At 42.4% G+C, this 18,709-nt stretch carries 22 protein-coding genes, 1 pseudogene and 1 riboswitch; of the genes and pseudogenes, 4 read left to right on the forward strand and 19 right to left on the reverse strand.

Features of this window, described 5'->3' with window-relative positions:
* Positions 1 to 443: 443 nt before the first annotated feature.
* The 4 genes and pseudogenes from B3G15_RS15975 to B3G15_RS04740 form a co-directional block, all read right to left on the reverse strand.
* Positions 444 to 719, reverse strand: coding sequence for a DDE-type integrase/transposase/recombinase (locus B3G15_RS15975; RefSeq protein WP_414651113.1), 276 nt, complete (start codon positions 717 to 719; stop codon positions 444 to 446).
* Positions 720 to 845: a hypothetical protein gene (locus B3G15_RS04735; RefSeq protein WP_290716392.1), complete on the reverse strand. Its 126-nt coding sequence runs from the start codon at positions 843 to 845 to the stop codon at positions 720 to 722. It lies immediately after the preceding gene.
* Between the two features lie 429 nt (positions 846 to 1,274).
* A pseudogene (locus B3G15_RS15980) lies at positions 1,275 to 1,374 on the reverse strand (transposase); the annotation flags it as partial.
* A gap of 292 nt (positions 1,375 to 1,666) precedes the next feature.
* Entirely contained in the window at positions 1,667 to 2,890 is a 1,224-nt protein-coding gene (locus B3G15_RS04740; RefSeq protein WP_290716395.1) for an aminopeptidase, read from the reverse strand.
* 98 nt (positions 2,891 to 2,988) lie between these two features.
* Between B3G15_RS04740 and B3G15_RS04745 the strand changes: the two genes are divergently transcribed.
* Positions 2,989 to 3,408: a YkvA family protein gene (locus B3G15_RS04745; protein ID WP_023467198.1), complete on the forward strand. Its 420-nt coding sequence runs from the start codon at positions 2,989 to 2,991 to the stop codon at positions 3,406 to 3,408.
* A gap of 32 nt (positions 3,409 to 3,440) precedes the next feature.
* Here the strand turns inward: B3G15_RS04745 and B3G15_RS04750 are convergent, their stop codons facing one another.
* Together B3G15_RS04750 and B3G15_RS04755 are read right to left on the reverse strand one after the other, a co-directional pair.
* Positions 3,441 to 4,277, reverse strand: coding sequence for a formate/nitrite transporter family protein (locus tag B3G15_RS04750; RefSeq protein ID WP_023467197.1), 837 nt, complete (start codon positions 4,275 to 4,277; stop codon positions 3,441 to 3,443).
* A 183-nt stretch (positions 4,278 to 4,460) separates the two neighbouring features.
* Positions 4,461 to 5,063, reverse strand: a complete 603-nt coding sequence (locus B3G15_RS04755; protein ID WP_290716413.1) for a hypothetical protein — start codon at positions 5,061 to 5,063, stop codon at positions 4,461 to 4,463.
* A gap of 136 nt (positions 5,064 to 5,199) precedes the next feature.
* On the opposite strand from B3G15_RS04755, the gene B3G15_RS04760 reads away from it, so the two are divergent.
* Both B3G15_RS04760 and B3G15_RS04765 read left to right on the forward strand, forming a co-directional pair.
* Positions 5,200 to 6,066: a YitT family protein gene (locus B3G15_RS04760; RefSeq protein WP_290716416.1), complete on the forward strand. Its 867-nt coding sequence runs from the start codon at positions 5,200 to 5,202 to the stop codon at positions 6,064 to 6,066.
* 193 nt (positions 6,067 to 6,259) lie between these two features.
* A complete protein-coding gene (locus B3G15_RS04765; RefSeq protein ID WP_290716419.1) occupies positions 6,260 to 6,898 on the forward strand; it encodes a CHASE3 domain-containing protein in 639 nt (212 codons plus the stop codon).
* Between the two features lie 45 nt (positions 6,899 to 6,943).
* On the opposite strand, the gene B3G15_RS04770 is transcribed toward B3G15_RS04765, so the two are convergent.
* From B3G15_RS04770 to B3G15_RS04800, 7 genes are all read right to left on the reverse strand, one after another.
* Entirely contained in the window at positions 6,944 to 7,312 is a 369-nt protein-coding gene (locus B3G15_RS04770) for an ArsR/SmtB family transcription factor (protein ID WP_050678101.1), read from the reverse strand.
* A gap of 55 nt (positions 7,313 to 7,367) precedes the next feature.
* On the reverse strand, positions 7,368 to 7,652 hold the full coding sequence (locus B3G15_RS04775) for a hypothetical protein (RefSeq protein WP_231884728.1): 285 nt from the start codon (positions 7,650 to 7,652) through the stop codon (positions 7,368 to 7,370).
* A gap of 170 nt (positions 7,653 to 7,822) precedes the next feature.
* Entirely contained in the window at positions 7,823 to 8,461 is a 639-nt protein-coding gene (gene thiE / locus B3G15_RS04780; RefSeq protein WP_223041351.1) for a thiamine phosphate synthase, read from the reverse strand.
* Entirely contained in the window at positions 8,451 to 9,218 is a 768-nt protein-coding gene (gene thiM / locus B3G15_RS04785; RefSeq protein ID WP_290716432.1) for a hydroxyethylthiazole kinase, read from the reverse strand. Before thiM ends, thiE begins: the two co-directional genes overlap by 11 nt.
* Positions 9,199 to 10,002: a bifunctional hydroxymethylpyrimidine kinase/phosphomethylpyrimidine kinase gene (gene thiD / locus B3G15_RS04790; protein ID WP_290716435.1), complete on the reverse strand. Its 804-nt coding sequence runs from the start codon at positions 10,000 to 10,002 to the stop codon at positions 9,199 to 9,201. The genes thiM and thiD overlap by 20 nt, the downstream gene beginning before the upstream one ends.
* 115 nt (positions 10,003 to 10,117) lie before the next feature.
* Positions 10,118 to 10,228, reverse strand: a riboswitch (TPP riboswitch).
* Between the two features lie 63 nt (positions 10,229 to 10,291).
* The gene (locus tag B3G15_RS04795) at positions 10,292 to 11,569 is read right to left on the reverse strand and encodes a murein hydrolase activator EnvC family protein (protein WP_195865892.1); all 1,278 of its coding nucleotides are present in this window, start codon (positions 11,567 to 11,569) and stop codon (positions 10,292 to 10,294) included.
* A gap of 201 nt (positions 11,570 to 11,770) precedes the next feature.
* Positions 11,771 to 13,216 (reverse strand): murein hydrolase activator EnvC family protein, encoded by a 1,446-nt coding sequence (locus tag B3G15_RS04800; RefSeq protein WP_290716442.1) that lies wholly within the window; start codon positions 13,214 to 13,216, stop codon positions 11,771 to 11,773.
* Positions 13,217 to 13,479: 263 nt separating this feature from the next.
* Here B3G15_RS04800 and B3G15_RS04805 point away from each other — a divergent pair, with 263 nt between their 5' ends.
* On the forward strand, positions 13,480 to 13,890 hold the full coding sequence (locus B3G15_RS04805; RefSeq protein ID WP_223041347.1) for a VOC family protein: 411 nt from the start codon (positions 13,480 to 13,482) through the stop codon (positions 13,888 to 13,890).
* Between the two features lie 48 nt (positions 13,891 to 13,938).
* On the opposite strand, the gene B3G15_RS04810 is transcribed toward B3G15_RS04805, so the two are convergent.
* The 6 genes from B3G15_RS04810 to B3G15_RS04835 all read right to left on the reverse strand — a co-directional run bounded on the left by B3G15_RS04810 (position 13,939) and on the right by B3G15_RS04835 (position 18,573).
* Positions 13,939 to 14,451, reverse strand: a complete 513-nt coding sequence (locus B3G15_RS04810) for a type 1 glutamine amidotransferase domain-containing protein (protein ID WP_290716447.1) — start codon at positions 14,449 to 14,451, stop codon at positions 13,939 to 13,941.
* A gap of 26 nt (positions 14,452 to 14,477) precedes the next feature.
* Positions 14,478 to 14,651 (reverse strand): hypothetical protein, encoded by a 174-nt coding sequence (locus tag B3G15_RS04815; RefSeq protein WP_023467179.1) that lies wholly within the window; start codon positions 14,649 to 14,651, stop codon positions 14,478 to 14,480.
* 32 nt (positions 14,652 to 14,683) lie between these two features.
* Positions 14,684 to 15,118 carry an organic hydroperoxide resistance protein gene (locus B3G15_RS04820; protein WP_023467178.1) on the reverse strand — a complete coding sequence of 145 codons (435 nt, stop codon included), beginning with the start codon at positions 15,116 to 15,118 and terminating at the stop codon, positions 14,684 to 14,686.
* A gap of 175 nt (positions 15,119 to 15,293) precedes the next feature.
* Entirely contained in the window at positions 15,294 to 16,631 is a 1,338-nt protein-coding gene (locus B3G15_RS04825; protein WP_290716454.1) for a hemolysin family protein, read from the reverse strand.
* A 192-nt stretch (positions 16,632 to 16,823) separates the two neighbouring features.
* Entirely contained in the window at positions 16,824 to 17,306 is a 483-nt protein-coding gene (locus tag B3G15_RS04830) for a DUF456 domain-containing protein (RefSeq protein ID WP_023467174.1), read from the reverse strand.
* A 37-nt stretch (positions 17,307 to 17,343) separates the two neighbouring features.
* On the reverse strand, positions 17,344 to 18,573 hold the full coding sequence (locus tag B3G15_RS04835; RefSeq protein ID WP_214858927.1) for a DUF2254 domain-containing protein: 1,230 nt from the start codon (positions 18,571 to 18,573) through the stop codon (positions 17,344 to 17,346).
* Between the last annotated feature and the right edge of the window lie 136 nt (positions 18,574 to 18,709).

Below are 18,709 nucleotides of genomic sequence, written 5' to 3' on the forward strand. Positions count from 1 at the left end.
AAATAATTATTCATATTATTCTTTAATTATAAAAAATGCATTGAAAATGCCTTTGTATATATTTAAAATTAATTTTTTATAGTAATTTCTTTTAATACCATTATATCTCTTAAACAGTAAATTTATATTTTTAGAGATTATTTACACTGAGGAGAAAAAAATCGACTTATAAAATCTTAATTGCTATCTATCATCGCTAAAACATATGATGTAGCGCATTTTATACACGCAAAAAATAAATACTAGTATAAAATTCATCTTATTTACAAAAAGAACCCTTGAATTTAGACTGACCTAGCAATATAAGACACATATAAAACACCTTGATTAGGCTGCCAGTACACCGTATTTTTTCGGTATCAGGTAGCCTAATTTTTTGGAGATTCATTCTTCGTTATAATAGTTTAAGTAATTAATAACGCGTTCAGAGACCTCATGGTCTCTTAGCTAGTTAAATTTGACGTACTGGACTCTTCGGATTTTAAATTAGAGTGGAATGATTCGATAACTGTGTTGTCCCAAGAGTTTCCTCTACGAGACATGCTACTTGTTATGTGATTTCTCTTAACGAATTCTTGAAAGGCATATAACGTATAGATACTGCCTTGATCCGAATGAAGGATGATCCCTTCGGGATAGTTTCGATTCTTAAGCGCTATATTCAACGTCTCGATCACAAGAGGCGTTTGTTGATGCTCGTATAACTTGTAGGCAATGATTTAGTTATTGAATAAGTCCATGATAATTGAAAGATATTTCGTCGTATTGCCATATTGGATATCCGTCACCAACTTCTGACTCGGTTTACTTGCTGTGAAGTCACGTTTGATAAGATCCGGTGCCATTATAATGCGCTCACCTTGAGACTTCCACCTTCGTTTCGGCTTGATCCGACATTGGAGATGGTGTTTCTGTATGATTTTCTGTACGGTATTCCGATTGGCTTTCAATTGATAGATTTGTTGTAATAATGCTTTTATTTTTAGATGCATATTTTGATACTTCATCTGTTTACTTAGTCCAATGATGGCTTTTTCGAGCACCGAGGGTGCTTTCGCAGATTTTTTAATCAACGGTAATAGTTTGCTCTTTGTACACTCCAAGCGCTAAGAATGGCGGTGATTGTATACTTCCCCTGAAGAAACTTTACAATTTTTATGACTACTTCTTTCTCAACTCTATTTCGATCTCCATGTACTTTTTTAAGATCTCGTTTTCCATCTCCTGATGAGACATTTGTCGTTCTTTCTTGTCATCTTCATTCGCAGAATCTGAACCATGTCCATAGGTATATTGTTTTCCAATCGGCTGATCAAATCGATAATGTTTGTCAGAGCGATACCATCTCATCCATGTTTTGATTTGAGATTCATTAAGGTGTTTTATATTGTCTCAAAAATTTAGGTTAGCCCAATTAAAAAATTAAACCTACGTGACTTCATATACAATATTACCTTTTAATATTATCTCAGTTAATAAAAAAGTAATATATAAATCAAAATTAAAAGAAATATTGATTATAACAAAGTGATTCCGACATTGTGTCGGAATCACTTTGTATACCTAAATAAATATAAAAGTATACTTAAACTATTCATCATGTAAATTTTATTTAATTAATTCTAAATTTTCCCTCTAATTATAAAGTCAGTCTATATTGTATAGTTTATATTACCCAGTTTCCGTCACGCATGACTGATTCACGCGTTCCGTCTGCAAGTTCTCCTTCAATCGATAGATCCGCTGATCCAATCATGAAGTCGACATGCGTCATCGAGTCGTTCGCGCCTTGTGCTTCTAGTTCTTCTGCTGAAAGGCTTGGACCATTTTCGAGACACGTCGAGTATGCACGACCAATCGCTAAGTGGCATGAAGCATTTTCATCGAACAATGTATTATAGAATAGAATACCCGAGTCAGAAATCGGCGAGCGGTGTGGTACGAGCGCAACTTCTCCGAGATAACGTGCACCTTCATCAAGTGAAATCAAGTCATCTAATGCTTCTTGACCCTGTTTTGCTTCCGCTTTAACGATTTTTCCGTTCTCGAACCAGAGTGTGAACTCATCAATCAAGTTCCCACTATAGCTAAGTGGTTTTGTGCTTGAGACGTGTCCGTTGACTCCTGTCTTTTTCGGCAATGTGAACACTTCTTCTGTCGGCAGATTCGCGATGAAATCAACACCATCTGCATTCGGACCACCGCCACCTAACCAAACATGACGTTCTGGTAATTCGATTGATAATTCTGTTCCTGGAGCTGTGTAGTGCAATGTTTTGTATTTCTTCTCTGTCAGGAATTTTGCTTTTGAACGCAGATTATGATCGTGATCCGCCCATGCAGCGACCGGATCCGCTTGATCGGCACGTGTTGCTTTCAAAATAGCTGACCAGAGCTCTTCAACGGCATTCTCTGAATCAGGGAATACTTTCTTCGCCCAGCTTTCAGAAGGTGCTGCTACGACACACCAGCTGACATTGTCACTCATGACGAACTTCCGCCAATTAGCAAGAGCGACACCGGCTGCTTTATTCGCACGTGCGATTCGGCTCGAGTCCACGCCATTCAATAAATCTGGATCTTCACTGACGACCGATAAGAACGCTGTCTTTTCTTCTGCCAGTTGGTCGTAACGTGCTTTTAACCAATCCGGGAACGTATCAAACGACTCTTCCGGTGCATCGAAATAACGGATTTTCGTCATCTCATCATCTGACCATTGTACATACACTTGCGTAGCTCCTACTTCGTAGGCGACACGCGTGATTTCACGAACGAGCGGCAAATTTTCGATTCCTGCACGCACCTCGAGTTGTTGTCCTGGTTGTAGATTAATTCCCGTACGCACGGCTAAAGACGCGTATTGTTGTAATTCTGCTTGTGTCGGCATTATGTAATCCCCTTTCTTGTATCTTTATTTTCACGAAATAGTTGCAATTTTGCAAGAAATAAGGCGAAACTAGAAAGAGAAGAGAAGGAGGCATCACCATGGAATTCACACCCGGCGATTTTAAATCGGCTTATACGTATTTTCACCGACAGGCACTCGACCTCGTTGGTGATGAAAAAGCACAGCAAGAATTGTTAGTTCGAGCAGAAATCGGACTTGCGCACTTGACGCAAGATATCGCGTCTACAGAAAGCTCGGACATCGAACGCGAGGCAGAACTCGTCCTTTATTTTCAATTAAAACAACTGCTTGAAATGCTTCGTGCTCTCTATCAGAAAAAATTCGAAATGCATGCGGAGCAGGAACAATTGTTATTGACGGCCGTTCTGTACTTCACGTCTCCTGTTGACGCCTTACCGGACGATAACGTCCTCGGGCTCTTCGATGACGCACAGATCGTCGAAACGATTTATGAAGAACTGGCTGCAGACGTCGATCGCTTTCAACATATGGAATAAAAATAGGCAGCTGTCGCAACAGCTGCCCTTTTTTATGCGTTTTGCTTCGAAGCGATATGAACAGGTGTCGTGGATTGACGTGATTCATCTACCTCTAGTTTTTCTTTATTCAACCACGTATAGATCATTCCCATGAAGACAGCTCCACCAATGATGTTTCCAGCTAGAGCGGGTAACAGGTTATGCATCGCTCCTGCAAATGTGATCGTATCCGGGTGTGGCACGACTAACGCAATGGAGAACAATGCCATATTGGCGATGACGTGATCAAATCCAGATGCGAAGAATACTGCGACGAGTACCATCATCATCATGATTTGCGCTAATTCATTCTTCATATTTTTCGGAATGAAAATCGCTAAACAGACCATCCAGTTACAGAAGATAGCTCGTGTGAAGATTTCCCACGTCGTATGGTGGATCTTCGTCTCTGAGACAGAAAATAACCAGTTGTTCATACCAAGCTCTTGTATGATTCCTGTTTGGGAAAAGAGTAGCGCAAACGCTAATCCTCCAAGTCCATTTCCGATTAGACAGATCAACCAGACCTTCATCGTATCCATCTTCGTCGTATAGCCACGCATCGTCGCCGTCGTGAAATACATCGTATTTCCTGTGAACAGCTCTGCCCCACCGTAAACGATCAGGACAAGCGCCACTCCGAAAGTCAGTCCACCGACAAGTGTCGCAACAGGTGACTCCGCCATATATAGACCGTTAATTGCTTTTAAGGTAAAAATAATTGCAAATCCAATGAAAATCCCTGCTAGCATGGCACGAACTAAGTACTCGAGAGGACGCATTTGTAGCATGCGCGTCGACTTGATTGCTTTATTCCGTAATCCTTCTAATGCTTCTACCTCGTTCATCGTAGAAACCTCTCTTTCTTTTGTTCAACACTTCACAATGTTTGTTCATTTATTATCATACTTCCATCTTAAAAGATGTTCAAGTATTGAATAGACCTGTTTTATCGTTTTTATAAAAGAACGAGATGTAAACGATATCATTGTGTCGAGATTGTGAAAAATGCCTTTTCTTGCTTTATACAACTAATTAGTTTGGATTTGCAGTCGTGATGCGAAGCGTTCAAAGAAAGTATTTCGTCTTGATGCATTGAGTACATAACCATCAATGACAACACGATTAAAGCGTCTAGAAGATGAAGTAGCTCGTTCGATATCGGTCGGAGTGTAGGCGTCGAATGTTTTCCGGTCCATCGTAAAATCTGCACCTGAATACGGATCCGTGTAGTGAATTTCAAGGTCGGTTAAATCAGGAATCGTTGAAAATAAAACAAGCGTATGATGCATCAGAACTTTAGATAACCGAGCCTTTAAAAAATCCTGATTCACTTGTAGTGTTCCGGTGTCGGTACCAATCCAAGCTTGTCGCTCTTTTCCTGTCACTTCATAGGCAAGACGTAACGATTCTCCTTCGACATCTACCTGTTTTAATTCTGATGAGAACGGAAGTTGTTCGGCTAATTGACGAACCGCTACCGTATTCATCATCGAGGCACCCACTTGTCTCGCTACAAGATCACCATCATGCCAAATGGATGATTGATTTTTTTCATTGGGTTGTTCAAAAAGACGAATTCCGACCAGTACTCCTAAACAGATACAACCAAGAATCCATAGCATTTTCTTCATTTTCATCACCTTCCTAAAAAAACGTACCCTTTTTCATCTTTTTTCATAAGAAGGGTTGAAATTTTATGCATATGAGCGTACTCTTGCAGGCAGATACTCACAGAAGGAGGAGCATGAGGTCACTCATCATATTGCCATGACTACAACACACCCACAGAAAAAGAGAGTTGAAAAAATCAGTTTCTTAATCATTGGTACGTTGCTGTATTCCCTTTACATCAGCCTACTACTATCCCCAAATGATATCGGATCAGGCGGTATCATGGGAATCACGCTCATTATTCAAGAGCTCTTCCACACGCCAATCGGATTAACGCAATTGCTCTTAAACATTCCCCTCTTCCTTTTAGGTTTCCGTTTCCTACGCAAACGATTCATGTTCTTATCTGGAATTATTGTCATTGTTTCTTCCTTTTTAATTGACTGGATCCCGACTCAAATCGTTCCGGAATCTCTAAACGATCCGCTCGTCGCTTCCATCTTTGCTGGTCTAGTCTCTGGTCTTGCAATGGCATTGATCTTCTTCGGTGGTGCTTCAACTGGAGGGCTTGATATTCTTGGAAAGTTTTTCTTTGCTCGTTTTCATAACTGGCCACTTCCTCGTATATTTCTGATGCAAGATCTTGTCATTTACATCCTTGTATGGTGGGTATTCGATCTTAAACACGTTATGTATGCTCTCATCATGAGCTTTGTTCGCGCCAAAGCCCTTCAGACGGTTTACAGTTTCTATTCTGCTTCTAAGCAATGTATCATCATTTGTGAGAAAGCAGATGAAATCAATGAAGTCATTACAAAAGAACTCGGTCGTGGTGTCACGATTCTCGATGCACGTGGAGGATACTCCAACCGAACGAAAAAAATGGTCTATGTCGTCGTTCAAAATAACGAAATCGTCCGTTTGCAAGAAATCGTCTCTTCTGTCGAGCCGAATGCATTCGTTACATTTTCGGAAATCCATACTGTTTTCGGCAATTACAAGGAACATTCGTATTCGTTTTAACACCAAGCGCAGCTTAGCTGTGCTTTTTTCATCTTCTTAGAACAGCTTCTCGTATTGCATCATCTTTCCTGCTTTTTTATTAGTATTATTCAGTTTTTCAGTCATTATCCCTATTCAAAAAATAGACAGGCTTCACTTTTTTTACGATAGTAGTTAAGCTTATGACATGTCTTTTATTTAAAGGAATGATTGCATGCACTCTCTTTGGCGTCAGCGTATTCTGCTGATTTTCTTGATCAGCTTATTCGCCTCTATCCCGATCATCTATGCTTTATCCGGTTATCGGACGATTGCAACGATGACCGAGCAAATGAAGGATCATGATATACCGTTAATCAATCAGGTAGATCAGTTGGTCGAACACAATCGAGATCGTGCCAATGCGGTTCGTGGTCTCTTATTGTATGAAGATAATCGTTATATCGAACAATATTACTTTTCAACGTCTAAAATCCATGATTTGCGCAATAGTCTGAACCAATCGTCGACTACTCCAGGGACGATTAAGGATCTCCTTCGCCGCAACAATGTCTGGGAGTCCGAGATTGAACGCGTGTTTGTCGTCTATGAACGTCAAAGTCCAACAGCCGCAAAACGTCTTGCTAGACAATCGACTCAGACGACTCAAACGATTCTCGAAGACTTATCCCGTGTGAAAGATGATTTGTATAAAACGCTTCAAGCCAAATTACAACAATCAGATACTTTAATCGCTACATATAAATGGATGTGTCTCGCTCTCTCCATCCTGTCCTTTTTATTGATTAGTGCCACGGTCTTTTTCTTCCACCACTTCGCTCCAAAAGGATTAGAACAATCGTCTTTAGAATAAACGAAAAGCGCAGCTAAAGCTGCGCTTTTCGTTTATTCTAAAGACTCATTCAGGCATCGCTTTTCCCTCTTGTACATGTTCCATCGCCATATGTACAAGCGATGACACATGATGGTCATCCAAGGAATAATAGACGACTTTACCGTCTTTTCGAAACTTGACGAGTCCTTGTTTCAACAAAGATCGAAGATGATGCGACGCTGTCGCGATCGAACAGTCGACAGAAGCCGAGACATCACAAACGCATAGTTCTTCTTCGATCGTCAGCGCATAAACGATTCGCAGTCGTGTCGCATCCGAAAGAATCTTAAATAGCTTTCCGATTTCAAGCGTCGGAATCGTATCAACGATATGTCCGATTTCAGACGCACGTTGTTCATCAATCGCAATCGTTTCACAACGGGGAATGTCCATGTCCGTCACCTCGTTTCTATCTATATTGCACCATGAGAAACGGGACATTGCAAGTTCAGCGCATTCGTCTGCGAATGAGCCAAAACACGAACCATCCTCCTACGTAATCTCCAATATCCCAGACAATTCGATTTTGATCGACAGCGCGTACGCCGATGTCAATGATTTTCGTGCTTTCTAATCGGTTCGTATAACGTTGACGAAGCCGAGTCGGAATCGGTAGACGAAGAAGTGCCCGGTAATAAATATCTAAATGAGTATGTCCCCAAATTTCCGTCGCAATCGAGCTCGTTTTAATATACAACGGACGTTTGTAGCGTCTTTCATACTTTTCTTTCAATAAAAGGGCCATCTCATAAGATATACGATTAGGATGTGGAAATAAGACTTTTCCTAGATGGTAGATCCCCTGATTATCGACTCGAATGATTTGTGGTTCTAACCGATATCGAATCCAATAGCCGCGAAAACGGATCGTCTGCCATTTCAATACAATCACCTCTGAACGGATTATACCCTGTTCTGAAGTGATTGATGCCATTCACGCACAGCATCTGTCATTTGCTGCGCAGCGAGTTGCCGATCTTCTTTAGCAAAAATTTCTGAGATGACGGCATACCCTTCTAGCGGGATGGGCAGAGAGGAGACATTCGTTGCTGTGATTCCACCAATACCGATTAAAGGTAATCGTACGGCTTCCCGAATCGCCTGAAGCATCGTGTGCGACATAGAATCAGCATCCGCTTTGGATGACGTCGCAAATAGAGAACCCACGCCTAAATAAGATGCTCCGTCTCGTTCTGCTTCAATCGCTTGTGCAACAGTGGCTACCGACACACCAATCACAGCATCTGGTAAAAGGCGACGTGCTGCGGTTAAAGGAATGTCTTCTTGTCCGATATGCAAACCAGCTCCGACGAGTAATGCGATATCGATCCGGTCATTGATGATCAAAGGAATGTCGTAGCGATCCGTGAGTGCTTTCAACCGAACTGCCTGATCGTAGAATTCCTTTCCTTGTGCGGTTTTTTCCCGTAGTTGCACGATCGTCGCACCACCTAAAACAGCTTCCTCAACGACCATCTCGATCGCGACGCCAGGATGGTACCGACGATCCGTCACTGCATAGATGGAGTAATCAATTGACACGTTCTGTCACCTCCACCAGGTCTTGCTCCGTCATGAGGCTGATTGCATTGAACAACTCTCGTTTAAAATCACCAAGACCTTGCGCGGAGGCTGCTTGTTCTCCTGCTTTTCCCATGACGAATGTTCCGTGAACAGCCGCCTCAAATGCCGTATATCCTGCACCGAGGAAGCTCGCAATCAATGAAGCCGTCATACAGCCCGTACCTGTGATGTCCCCTAGACGAGATGTTCCTACATGTAATTCCATTTCGCGCGTTCCATCCGTGATATAGTCGATCGGACCTGTCACGACGAGGACAGCTTGGTGTTTGCGAGCGAATGCACGAATGCTTTCTCGGTCCATAATGGCATCTCCCGCAGCATCGACTCCCTTAGTTCGCCCATCCTCCCCAAGTAACGTCTTGATTTCAGAAGCATTTCCTTTAATGACCGTACACCCGAGATCAATAAGTTCTTTAGAAAAGGCAGTACGTAATGTCGTTGCTCCTGCTCCAACTGGATCAAGAACGATCGGGACATTCAAACGTCCCGCTTCACGGGCTGCAAGTCGTTGAGCTGCTTGCATGTCTGCATCGATCGTACCAATGTTTAAGACGAGGGCTTGCGCGAGTCTAACCATCTCTTCTACTTCGCGAATATCTTCCGCCATGACGGGTGATGCTCCAACAGCGAGTGTGACGTTCGCACAGTCGTTGATCGTCACCGTGTTCGTCAGATGGTGAATGAGTGGTTTGTGTTCAAGAATGGTCGTAAACATGTGTATCCCTCCAAAGTGAATGAAAATGATGTGTCGGTCCAATACCTTGTCCGAGGGCAAATCCATGACGAATTGCCTCCGTGACATAGCTCTTTGCCTGTCTTACGCTATCTGTTAAATCTTCTCCAAGCGCCATCCGCGCCGCAATCGCCGCAGATAAGGTACAACCAGTTCCATGAGTATGTTGATTGTCTAACCGTTCCGATGTGAAGCGGTGTTCCACTTCCCCATCAAACAACAAATCCGTCGCAGCTCCTGAGAGATGTCCACCTTTTAGTAATACTACCCCTGTCTGTGTAGCCAATTGATGCATCGCCAATCGCATTTCCTCTAGATTGGTCACTGATCGTCCTGTTAAACGCTCCGCTTCCGGTAAATTCGGTGTGACGAGTGTCGCAAGTGGTAGAAGTTCTGAAATCAATGCTTGTTCAGCCTCCGTCCTCAATAGGGCATGACCACCTTTAGCGACCATGACGGGATCTAATATGATCGGAACTGTCTGTTTGCGGAGATGTGTAGCAATGACACGAATCGTCTGCGCATTCGAGACCATTCCGATTTTGATCGCATCGACACGAATGTCTGAAAAAATCGACGTTAACTGGGCATCTACGATTTCTGGGGATAACTCTTCCACCGCTTGAACACCCAACGTATTTTGCGCCGTGACGGCTGTCAGGACGCTCATTCCATAAACGCCTAAAGCTGAAAATGTTTTTAAATCTGCTTGAATCCCAGCTCCACCACCGGAGTCGGATCCTGCAATCGTCAGTACGTGTTTCATGTTCTTTTCACCTTCCCATCGAGCAATGTAAGGGAGTCGTGACCGACAAAAAAAGCGTCGACCGCTGTAAAAAAGCAGTCGACGCTATACGAAAGCGTTATACACGCATTCCGGTATCCGTTCGGCTCAACTTTCCTACGCTGGTATTATCCAGTTCAGGTAATAGGGTCGAAAACAGATTGGTTTTCCTCTCAGCCGGATTCCTCCAGCTCCCCTAGTTGCTCAAGTATTCGTTTCGCCTTAACTGTAGCATAGAGAAGAAAAAAAAACGAGCCGAAGCCCGTTTTGATTACAGATATGCCAATGGATTGACTGCATTCAGAGGAGAAGAAGCACTGTATTGATAGCCTCCGACATGTAGTTCGAAATGCAAGTGTGGTCCTGTTGAATTCCCTGTACTACCAAGTGTTCCGACTTGCTGACCTTGAGAGACCGTTTGTCCTGCACGAACCGATAATGAACTCATATGTGCGTAGACAGTCGTGTACACTTGTCCATCGAGGAAGTGAGAGATCATGACATGATTACCGTAAGGTCCACCACCTGATGCTGTAATGACCGTTCCAGCTGCTGCAGCGACGATTGGAGACCCGACCGAACCACTGAAATCAACACCGTTGTGGAACGTATAACCATTCGCGCCGCTTGCTGGTCCGAATCCTTGCGACACTCCACCAGAAGATGGTCGAACGAATTTCCCTCCACTCGAAACAACGGGCGGGGCAACAGAATCAGTTGATTCCGAACTCTTACCTGCTTGTTTTGCTGCTTGAGCATTCGCTTTAGCGGCTTTTTCGGCTGCCGCTTTCTCCGCTGCTGCTTTTTCAGCCGCTGCTTTAGCGGCTGCCTTCGCTGCCGCAATTGCACGTTCTTGCGCTTCGAGAGTTGCTTGAAGTTCTTTTGCGTCTAATAGTTCTGTCGTAAACTTCGTCTTCCCTTTTCGTAATTTCTTCAGTGTAGCACTACGTTCTTTCATTTGAAGCTTTAACGCTTTCTTTTGTTCAATCAATACTTTCTTTTCTTGCATTTGCTCCGCTTTTTTCTCAACGAGCGCTTGTTTTGCTTCTGCTAATTTTTGTTGCGTTGCGATGTAGTCCGAAATCATTTTATCGTCTTGCTCAGCGATTTTTTTCCCCGCCATGACACGGCTGAATAAATCACCTAAATCCTTCGATCCGAAAATGACTTCTTCCCATTTAATCGAGTTTCCATCGTTCTCTTGGAAGACTCGCAAACGATCACCGAGTAGTTCTTCCTGTTTCTGTAACATTTCTTCGTAACGGACGATGTCAGCCTTTAACTCATCGATTCGAACGTTCAACTGTTCAATTTGTTTATTTTTTTCGGAGACTTGGAAAATCTTTTCGTTGATTGCTGCGTCAATTTGATTGATTTGACGTTGCTCTTTTGAGATTTTAGCTTCTTGTTTTTTGATCGCTTTTTCAAGTTTACGTTGTTCAGCAGCATTTTCAGCCTTTTTTTCTTTAATAGTCGCTGCTGCGATCGGTTGTGTTCCTGTTATAAGTAATGCTCCTAAAACAATGGTAGAAATTAGTTTTTTTAGCATATATCGTTTTCCTCACTTATGTTTTTTCATATTTTATTATAGTATTCAAGTTTCTCTCATATCTGAAATAGATTATAGCACCGTAATCGTTTCAAAAAAATTTCATTTACATTTCAAATGAAAACGGTTTTTTGTAATATATGATTTATTTTTTGAAAATGACAAAAAAAGAACCGTTGCATATGCAACGATTCTTTACGATTAAAACATCGACATTGGATTAACTGAGTTAGCTGGACCTGTTGCACTGTAGCTGTATCCACCAACGTGAATTTCGAAGTGTAAGTGTGGACCTGTTGAGTTTCCTGTGCTACCACGTGTTCCGATTTGTTGACCTTGGCTGACGCGTTGACCTGCACTAGCGTTCAATGAACTCATATGTGCATAGACTGTCGTATATGTCTTCCCGTTCAATTGGTGAGCAATCATGATGTGATTTCCGTAAGGTCCGCCACCTGATGCTGTAATGACTGTACCAGTTGCAGCTGCCACGATTGGCGTGCCAACTGGACCACCGAAGTCAATCCCGTTATGGAACGTATAACCATTTTCTCCGCCTGCAGAACCATACCCTTGTGTCACAGCACCAGCAGTTGGATGAATGAAGAGTCCGCCTGATGATGGTGACGGTTTAGGTGTCGCTGGAGCTGACGGCGCTGGAGCTGGCGCAGTTGGTGCTGGTGTAGATGGTTTTGGTGCCGATTGTTTCGTCGAACCAGAAGGTTTCGCTGACTGCGCTGCCTTCTCTTGTGCTGCTTGCTGAGCTGCCGCTTCTTTAGCGGCTTGCTCTTCTGCTTCTTTTTGAGCTGCTGCTTGCGCTGCTTCAGCTTCTGCTCGTGCTTTTGCTTCACGTGCAGCTTGAGCTTGACGTTCTTTTTCGATTCGCGCTTCACGTTCACGCGCTGCTTTTTCAGCTGCAATCGCTTTTTCTTGAGCGATCAAAATTTGCTGGACTTCTTTTGCATCCATCAATTGTGTTTCGAACTTTTCTTTTTTCTTACGTAGTTCTTTTAAGCGTTTGTTCCGCTCTTTTAATTGTGATTCAAGGTCCGCTTGTTGACGTTTTAATTCTTTTTTCTCAACGACCAACTGCGCTTTCTTTTCTTTTACTTTTTGCTGCGCATCCGCTAATTGCTTTTGCGTATTCTGGTAATCCGTGATCATTTTATCATCTTGTTTTGAAATGGATTTCCCTGCCATGACACGGCTTACGAGATCACCAACGTTTTTAGCGCCAAAGATGACTTCTTCCCATTTAATTGAGTTTCCATCATTCTCTTGCATGACACGAAGACGATCACCAAGTAGTTTTTCTTGGCGTTTTAGTTTCGCTTTATATTTCTCGATTTCTTTTCCAAGTTCAACGATTTCACGTTCTGTTGCTTTGATTTGACGATCCTTTGTTTCGACAGCAAAGATTTTTTCGTTCAACGCTTCGTCTAGTCGATTGACTTCTTGTTGTGTTTTAGAGATTTTTTGACCTTCTTGATTAACAGAAGACTCTAAGTTTTTTTGCTTTTTAGCATTGTCTTGTTGCTGTTGTTCGTTCTTGGCTTTCTGTTCACTTAAATCGTCAGCTGCTGCAAAATGAGGTGCTGATGAAAGAACCAGTGCGGAAACGATGAGCGACGCGAACGTTTTTTTCATGTAGTATTCCCTCTTTTTCTGTAGTGTATGTTTTATGATTTATCGTAGAGTATTTAAGTTAAATTTAAATTCTGTAATAGTTTTTCTTTTTTATAAGAACGTTTTTGATTATAGCATTCATTCCTCTTCCATAATATTTCAGTGATATTTCATTTTAAATAAATCTTTCCTCTTCTATGTAATAGAAACATTTGGAAGGTAACTCATCGTTGCAACTTTGGAGTGTTTTTGGGAAACTGAAGCGAACAGAAGGAGGATATCATATGAAATTAGACCACACTGGAATTGCCGTTCGCGACATGCAGGAAGCCATTTCATTTTATACAAACGTACTTGGAGGAATCTTAACAAAAGAGTACTCGAATCCTGCGCCTGGTGTCGCTTCCAATATTGCGGTCATCGAGTTCGATGATGCGCACATCGAGTTGTTGACGCCAACAAGTCCGGATAGTCCGATCGCTCGTTTTTTGAAACAACGCGGGAAAGGTGTCCACCACATTGCTTATCGTGTAGAGAATTTAGATCAAGCGATTGAAGAAGCAAAACAACAAGGATTAACATTTTTAGAAGATACGTATCGAACGACGCCGTTCGGACGACGATTGATTTATATGAATCCTCGGCATTCACACGGCGTCATTACAGAACTCTGTGATTATCCAGAGAATCCCTAAAAAAATCAGCACTGCGATAGCGCAGTGCTGATTTTTCGTTTCATGGTATTAGCCGAGTTTAGCTACGATTTCCCGATTGAATGCAGGAATATCATCTGGTTGACGACTTGAGACGAAATTATCGTCAACGACGACTTCTTCATCTGCAAAGTCCACACCAGCATTTTCTAAATCAATTCGAATTGATTTATAACCTGTCATTTTTCTTCCTTTGACGATTTTTGCATTAATCATCAATTGTGGTCCATGGCAGATCGAGAAAATCGGTTTTTTCGACATATCGAATTCTTCGACGAATGAGACGAAACGCTCGTCTTCTCGAAGTAAATCTGGTGAAAATCCGCCTGGAATCAGGAGAGCATCGTAGTCTGCTGCTGAAGTCTCATCAATCGAGAGATCAACATTTACTTTTGCCTCTTCCTGTTTGCCGACGAGTTCTACACCTTTTTTAGCACCAATGACCGTGATCTCGTGCCCTGCTTCTTTTAATGCATCAACCGGTCCTGTGAATTCTACATCTTCAAAATGATCGGCGAGTACAACGGCTACTTTTTTAGACATGTGATTCATCCCCCAAGTTGTTTGATTTAAATCGGATCTTCTCCGCGATCTCGTGGAGAGACCGTATCATCTGGCATTTCGTCTTTTCCTTTTAGGATTTCCTTTTGTTGCTCCTCTGTCAGTTTTCGTTCTTTATCCGACAGACGATCCCGTTCATCTTCAAACTCTTCATTTGGACGATCGGTTTCTTTCGGTGCCATGGAAAACCCTCCTTATGATTCGTCGATTATGCTTATAGTGAATCGACGACTTTAACAGAAAGATCGACATCAATGTTGCCACGTGTCGCTTTCGAGTACGGGCAGAAATTGTGTGTCTTCTCTAGTAAATCTTCGGCTTCTTCTTGCGATACGCCAACGACCTCGACGACGAGTTTCGCTGCAATTTTTACACCGTTATCCGCTTCGTCCTGTAAGAGGCTGACTTCTGAATTCGTCCGCGTCTCGACTCGTTTTTTTGCTTGGCGCGCCATTAAATTATAGGCACCATCAAAACAAGCGGCATATCCTGCTGCGAATAACTGTTCCGGGTTTGATGTCGGAATGTCTTCTTTGCCTTTTGTTCCTGGCATGACTAAATCGAGATTGATGACGTTATCGTCTGAAGCGACTTTCCCGTCGCGACCACCGACTGCAGATGCACGTGAAGTAAGAATGACGTTTGACATGATAGAAAACCCCTTTTCCTGTTGAATTAAAAAATGCTTTTTTTGCCACATAGACAGTAATACCCGTCACTGAGGGAGATAAACACAAGAGGTGTCTATCACCTTAGCTAATCATTTTTTAGTAGACAAAAAAAGACGATGAACTCAAAGTCCATCGTCTTGCACATTCTATTTCTTATCCAATCTCTTCTGTTGCAGTTTCTTCTTGATCAGGCAATTGAAGATAAATCGATTTCACTTGATGATTATCGACTTCCATGACTTTGATCGTGTATTCCTGATAGCGGAATTCTTGACCACTCGACACTTCCGTATCCTGTGCCATGACCCAGCCACCAATCGTATCAATGTCTTCTTCTTCGATTCCTAAGCTAAAGCGTTCATTCAGGTCATCAATCAAGACACGTCCTGAGATGCGGTATAATCGCTCATGAATTTGTTCGATATCTGCTTTCTCATCCTTATCGAATTCATCTCGGATTTCTCCGACGATTTCTTCCAATATGTCTTCCATCGTGATGACACCAGCCGTACCACCATATTCATCGATGACGAGTGCCATCGGTGTACGTTCCACCTGCATTTTCAGCATGGCATCTTGAAGCGGCGAATATTCGGATACAATCGGCAAGTTGTGGATGTAATAGCTTAATGATTTTCCTTTGTTCGCCATATGATCCGTAAATAATTGTTTCGCATTGATGAAGCCAAGGATTTTATCCTTATCTCCTTCTTCCGCTACTGGGTAACGTGTGAACTGATACTCTTCAACGAGGCGAATGATGTCCTCCATCGATGCATCGTTCGAAATCGTGATTAAGTCCGTCCGCGGTAACATGATGTCTTTCGCGATCCGCTCATCGAACGAGAAGATGTTCTGCATGTAGGAAAGCTCAGTCTGGTTGATTTCTCCACTCTTATAACTCTGTGTCATGATGATTTTAATCTCTTCTTCAGAATGAACTTCTTCGTGTCCCGCTGGCTCGACGCCAAACAATCGAAGAATGATTCGTGCTGAACCGTTCAATGTCCAGATGAAAGGTTTCATGATTTTACCGAACCAATATAGTGGTGGCGCGAGTAGCATCGTGATGGCTTCCGTTTTTTGAATCGCCAAAGACTTTGGAGCAAGCTCTCCAAGTACGACATGAAGAAACGTTACAATCGAGAATGCAAGAACGAACGAAATGATCGTCGAGACGGAGTTCGGAATATCAATTTCTTCGAACAACATACCGAGAATCGCACCTACCGTTGATTCTCCTAACCATCCGAGACCAAGCGCTGTCACGGTAATTCCAAGTTGACAGGCCGATAAATAATAATCCAAATTCTCAAGTAGCCTCTTCGCCACTTTCGCAGTCTTGCTTCCTTCTGTAATCAACTGATCGATTCGAGACATTCGCATTTTGACGACCGAAAATTCGGCAGCTACAAAAAAAGCTGTTAAGACGATGAGTAGTGCAATGACGAGTAGTCGAATGATGATCGTCGTCGTGTCGAATGTCTCCATTGAGTGTGTACTGTCCAATCGTTTCCCCGAAAAAAGGGGATTCACCTCCATTAATATAAAGCCAGATGCCGAGGCATCTGGTGGTTTACAGCAAAAAGAAGCTTCAAACTTTCAAAGCTTCCCTACTTTTTCATATTCATACTATAACGGAACTTTCATAAAATGTGTACTTGAAGACATCATTTCAATTCATCAGACGACATAGAGAATAAAGATCACGATCATGAGTAACATCGCGATTCCCTTTAACAATGCACTTGATAAGATACCAAGGACTGTTCCGATCCCGACTGAAACCGAGGTTTGCCATGTCTTTTTACTAATGATTTTTTCCGTCAAGATGGCAAAGACGAACGGGAAAATTAATAATCCGATTCCTGGCAAAATAAATGGTCCCGCAATCAATCCGACTGTCGTCGCAATCTTAGCTGCTTGTGAGCCTCCCCGTCGATCGACGGTGTAGGCGCTAACGAGATAATCGAGTGTGAATAAGAGAATGATGAATATCGCTTGAATCACCCAAAAACTAATCGATAATTCAGAGAACCCGAATCCGAATCCATAAATCAAAAAGCCCACTACTAAAATCGGTGCACTTGGGATGATCGGATAAACGAGACCTGCAAAAGCGACTAGAAAACAGACGACGATCAGACTCCATAACAAGATTGTCACTTTCTATCCCTCCCTTCTTTTGATTCTCTTGCCCTTATTACGATGAAGGGGAGACAAAAGTTTCATTCAACGCCCGATGGATTTGATTTTTTAAAAAATCTCGATCCCAGTCGTTCATTGTTTCAAAACGCACTTCCGAACAGATATATGGAATGAACCGTTGAATCGTTTCATAGTGAGCAGGTAAGGATTGCCGCTTCATTGTTCCAAGCGATTCGAGCATCGTCGCGAGAACCGAAATATCCTCTGCTCCATAATGTCGTAGTTGATAAAACGTCGTGTACAACAATTGTTGGTAAGTTTCCCGGACGATGACGTGCTGCTTGTCCTCGCCAACAACCAGCACACCATCTGGTATTACGGCATACTGTCGCATTAAGTCACCAATGATCCGAATCGCATGTCTTGCTGTATTTGGATCATTGATCCCTGGAGAAATAGCACGTAAAGCAACTTCACTTAATTTTTCAAGAACGAATGCAAAATCCTGTTCTGAAGATTTCGTCGGCCCAATCAAGATACTTTCATTGATATCCCGGCAAGTTGCCCGTCCGATGGCTTCTCCCTCTGTTACGAATGAGCCGACCGTTCGATCAATATACACGCGGTCTTTCTGATCAAAAGCATCATAATCGACTGCTTGAATATATCCGGTTCGCGTTGCCTGAATAAGATGTGGATAATTTGTCGTCATCTTTCTTTCAGTAATCTTCTGTTCTCCTGATTCTAGATGTTCGATTTGACGTTTTAACAATTCGTTCCCTTCTTCGTGTAATCGATCAAGTAATGTCGTCACGCGAATCGACTGACTAACGATATGAATGAATGCTACAAAAGCGGCAATCGAAATCAATACGACTATTACGGCCACAGCAGAAGAAACGATGCTCATTTTCAAAGCAGGTCGAAGGAAAAAAAGCATCGTGATAGAATAACTGACAGCACCAATGAAGATACCAAAAATATGTTGCACTTGTCGGTTTTCAATAAAATTAGGTAATGTGCGCGGTGAAAATTGTGAAGAATACGTTGTTAGGACGACCAAAATGGTTGAGAAAGTGAATGTCATCATAGCGAGCAGTCCTGTGAAGACTGAGCTATGAATCGCTTGTGCTAAATCAAGTGTTGTCTTCCAAGTGACGGGAAACCACTTCGATACATAAGAATCGATCCAAATAACGATCCCGGTCAGTCCTATACCGATGAGCCCATAAAGTAGTGGCCACCACCAATTGATTTCTCGAGACAGGACTTTCAGCTTCTTCAAAATAAAATCCCTCCTTTTTATAGCACTATATTGATTGTTTTCCTGATTCAGAGCTCTTTAAAACCAGCATTCCTTATCTGATTTTGAGCAATAAATTTGGTCGAAGTGCACGGATGTGTTTTACTTCTTTTCATAA

It is taken from the genome of Exiguobacterium sp. UBA1053 (assembly GCF_002316465.1).
In the GTDB taxonomy this organism is placed as follows: Bacteria; Bacillota; Bacilli; order Exiguobacteriales; family Exiguobacteriaceae; genus Exiguobacterium_A; species Exiguobacterium_A abrahamii.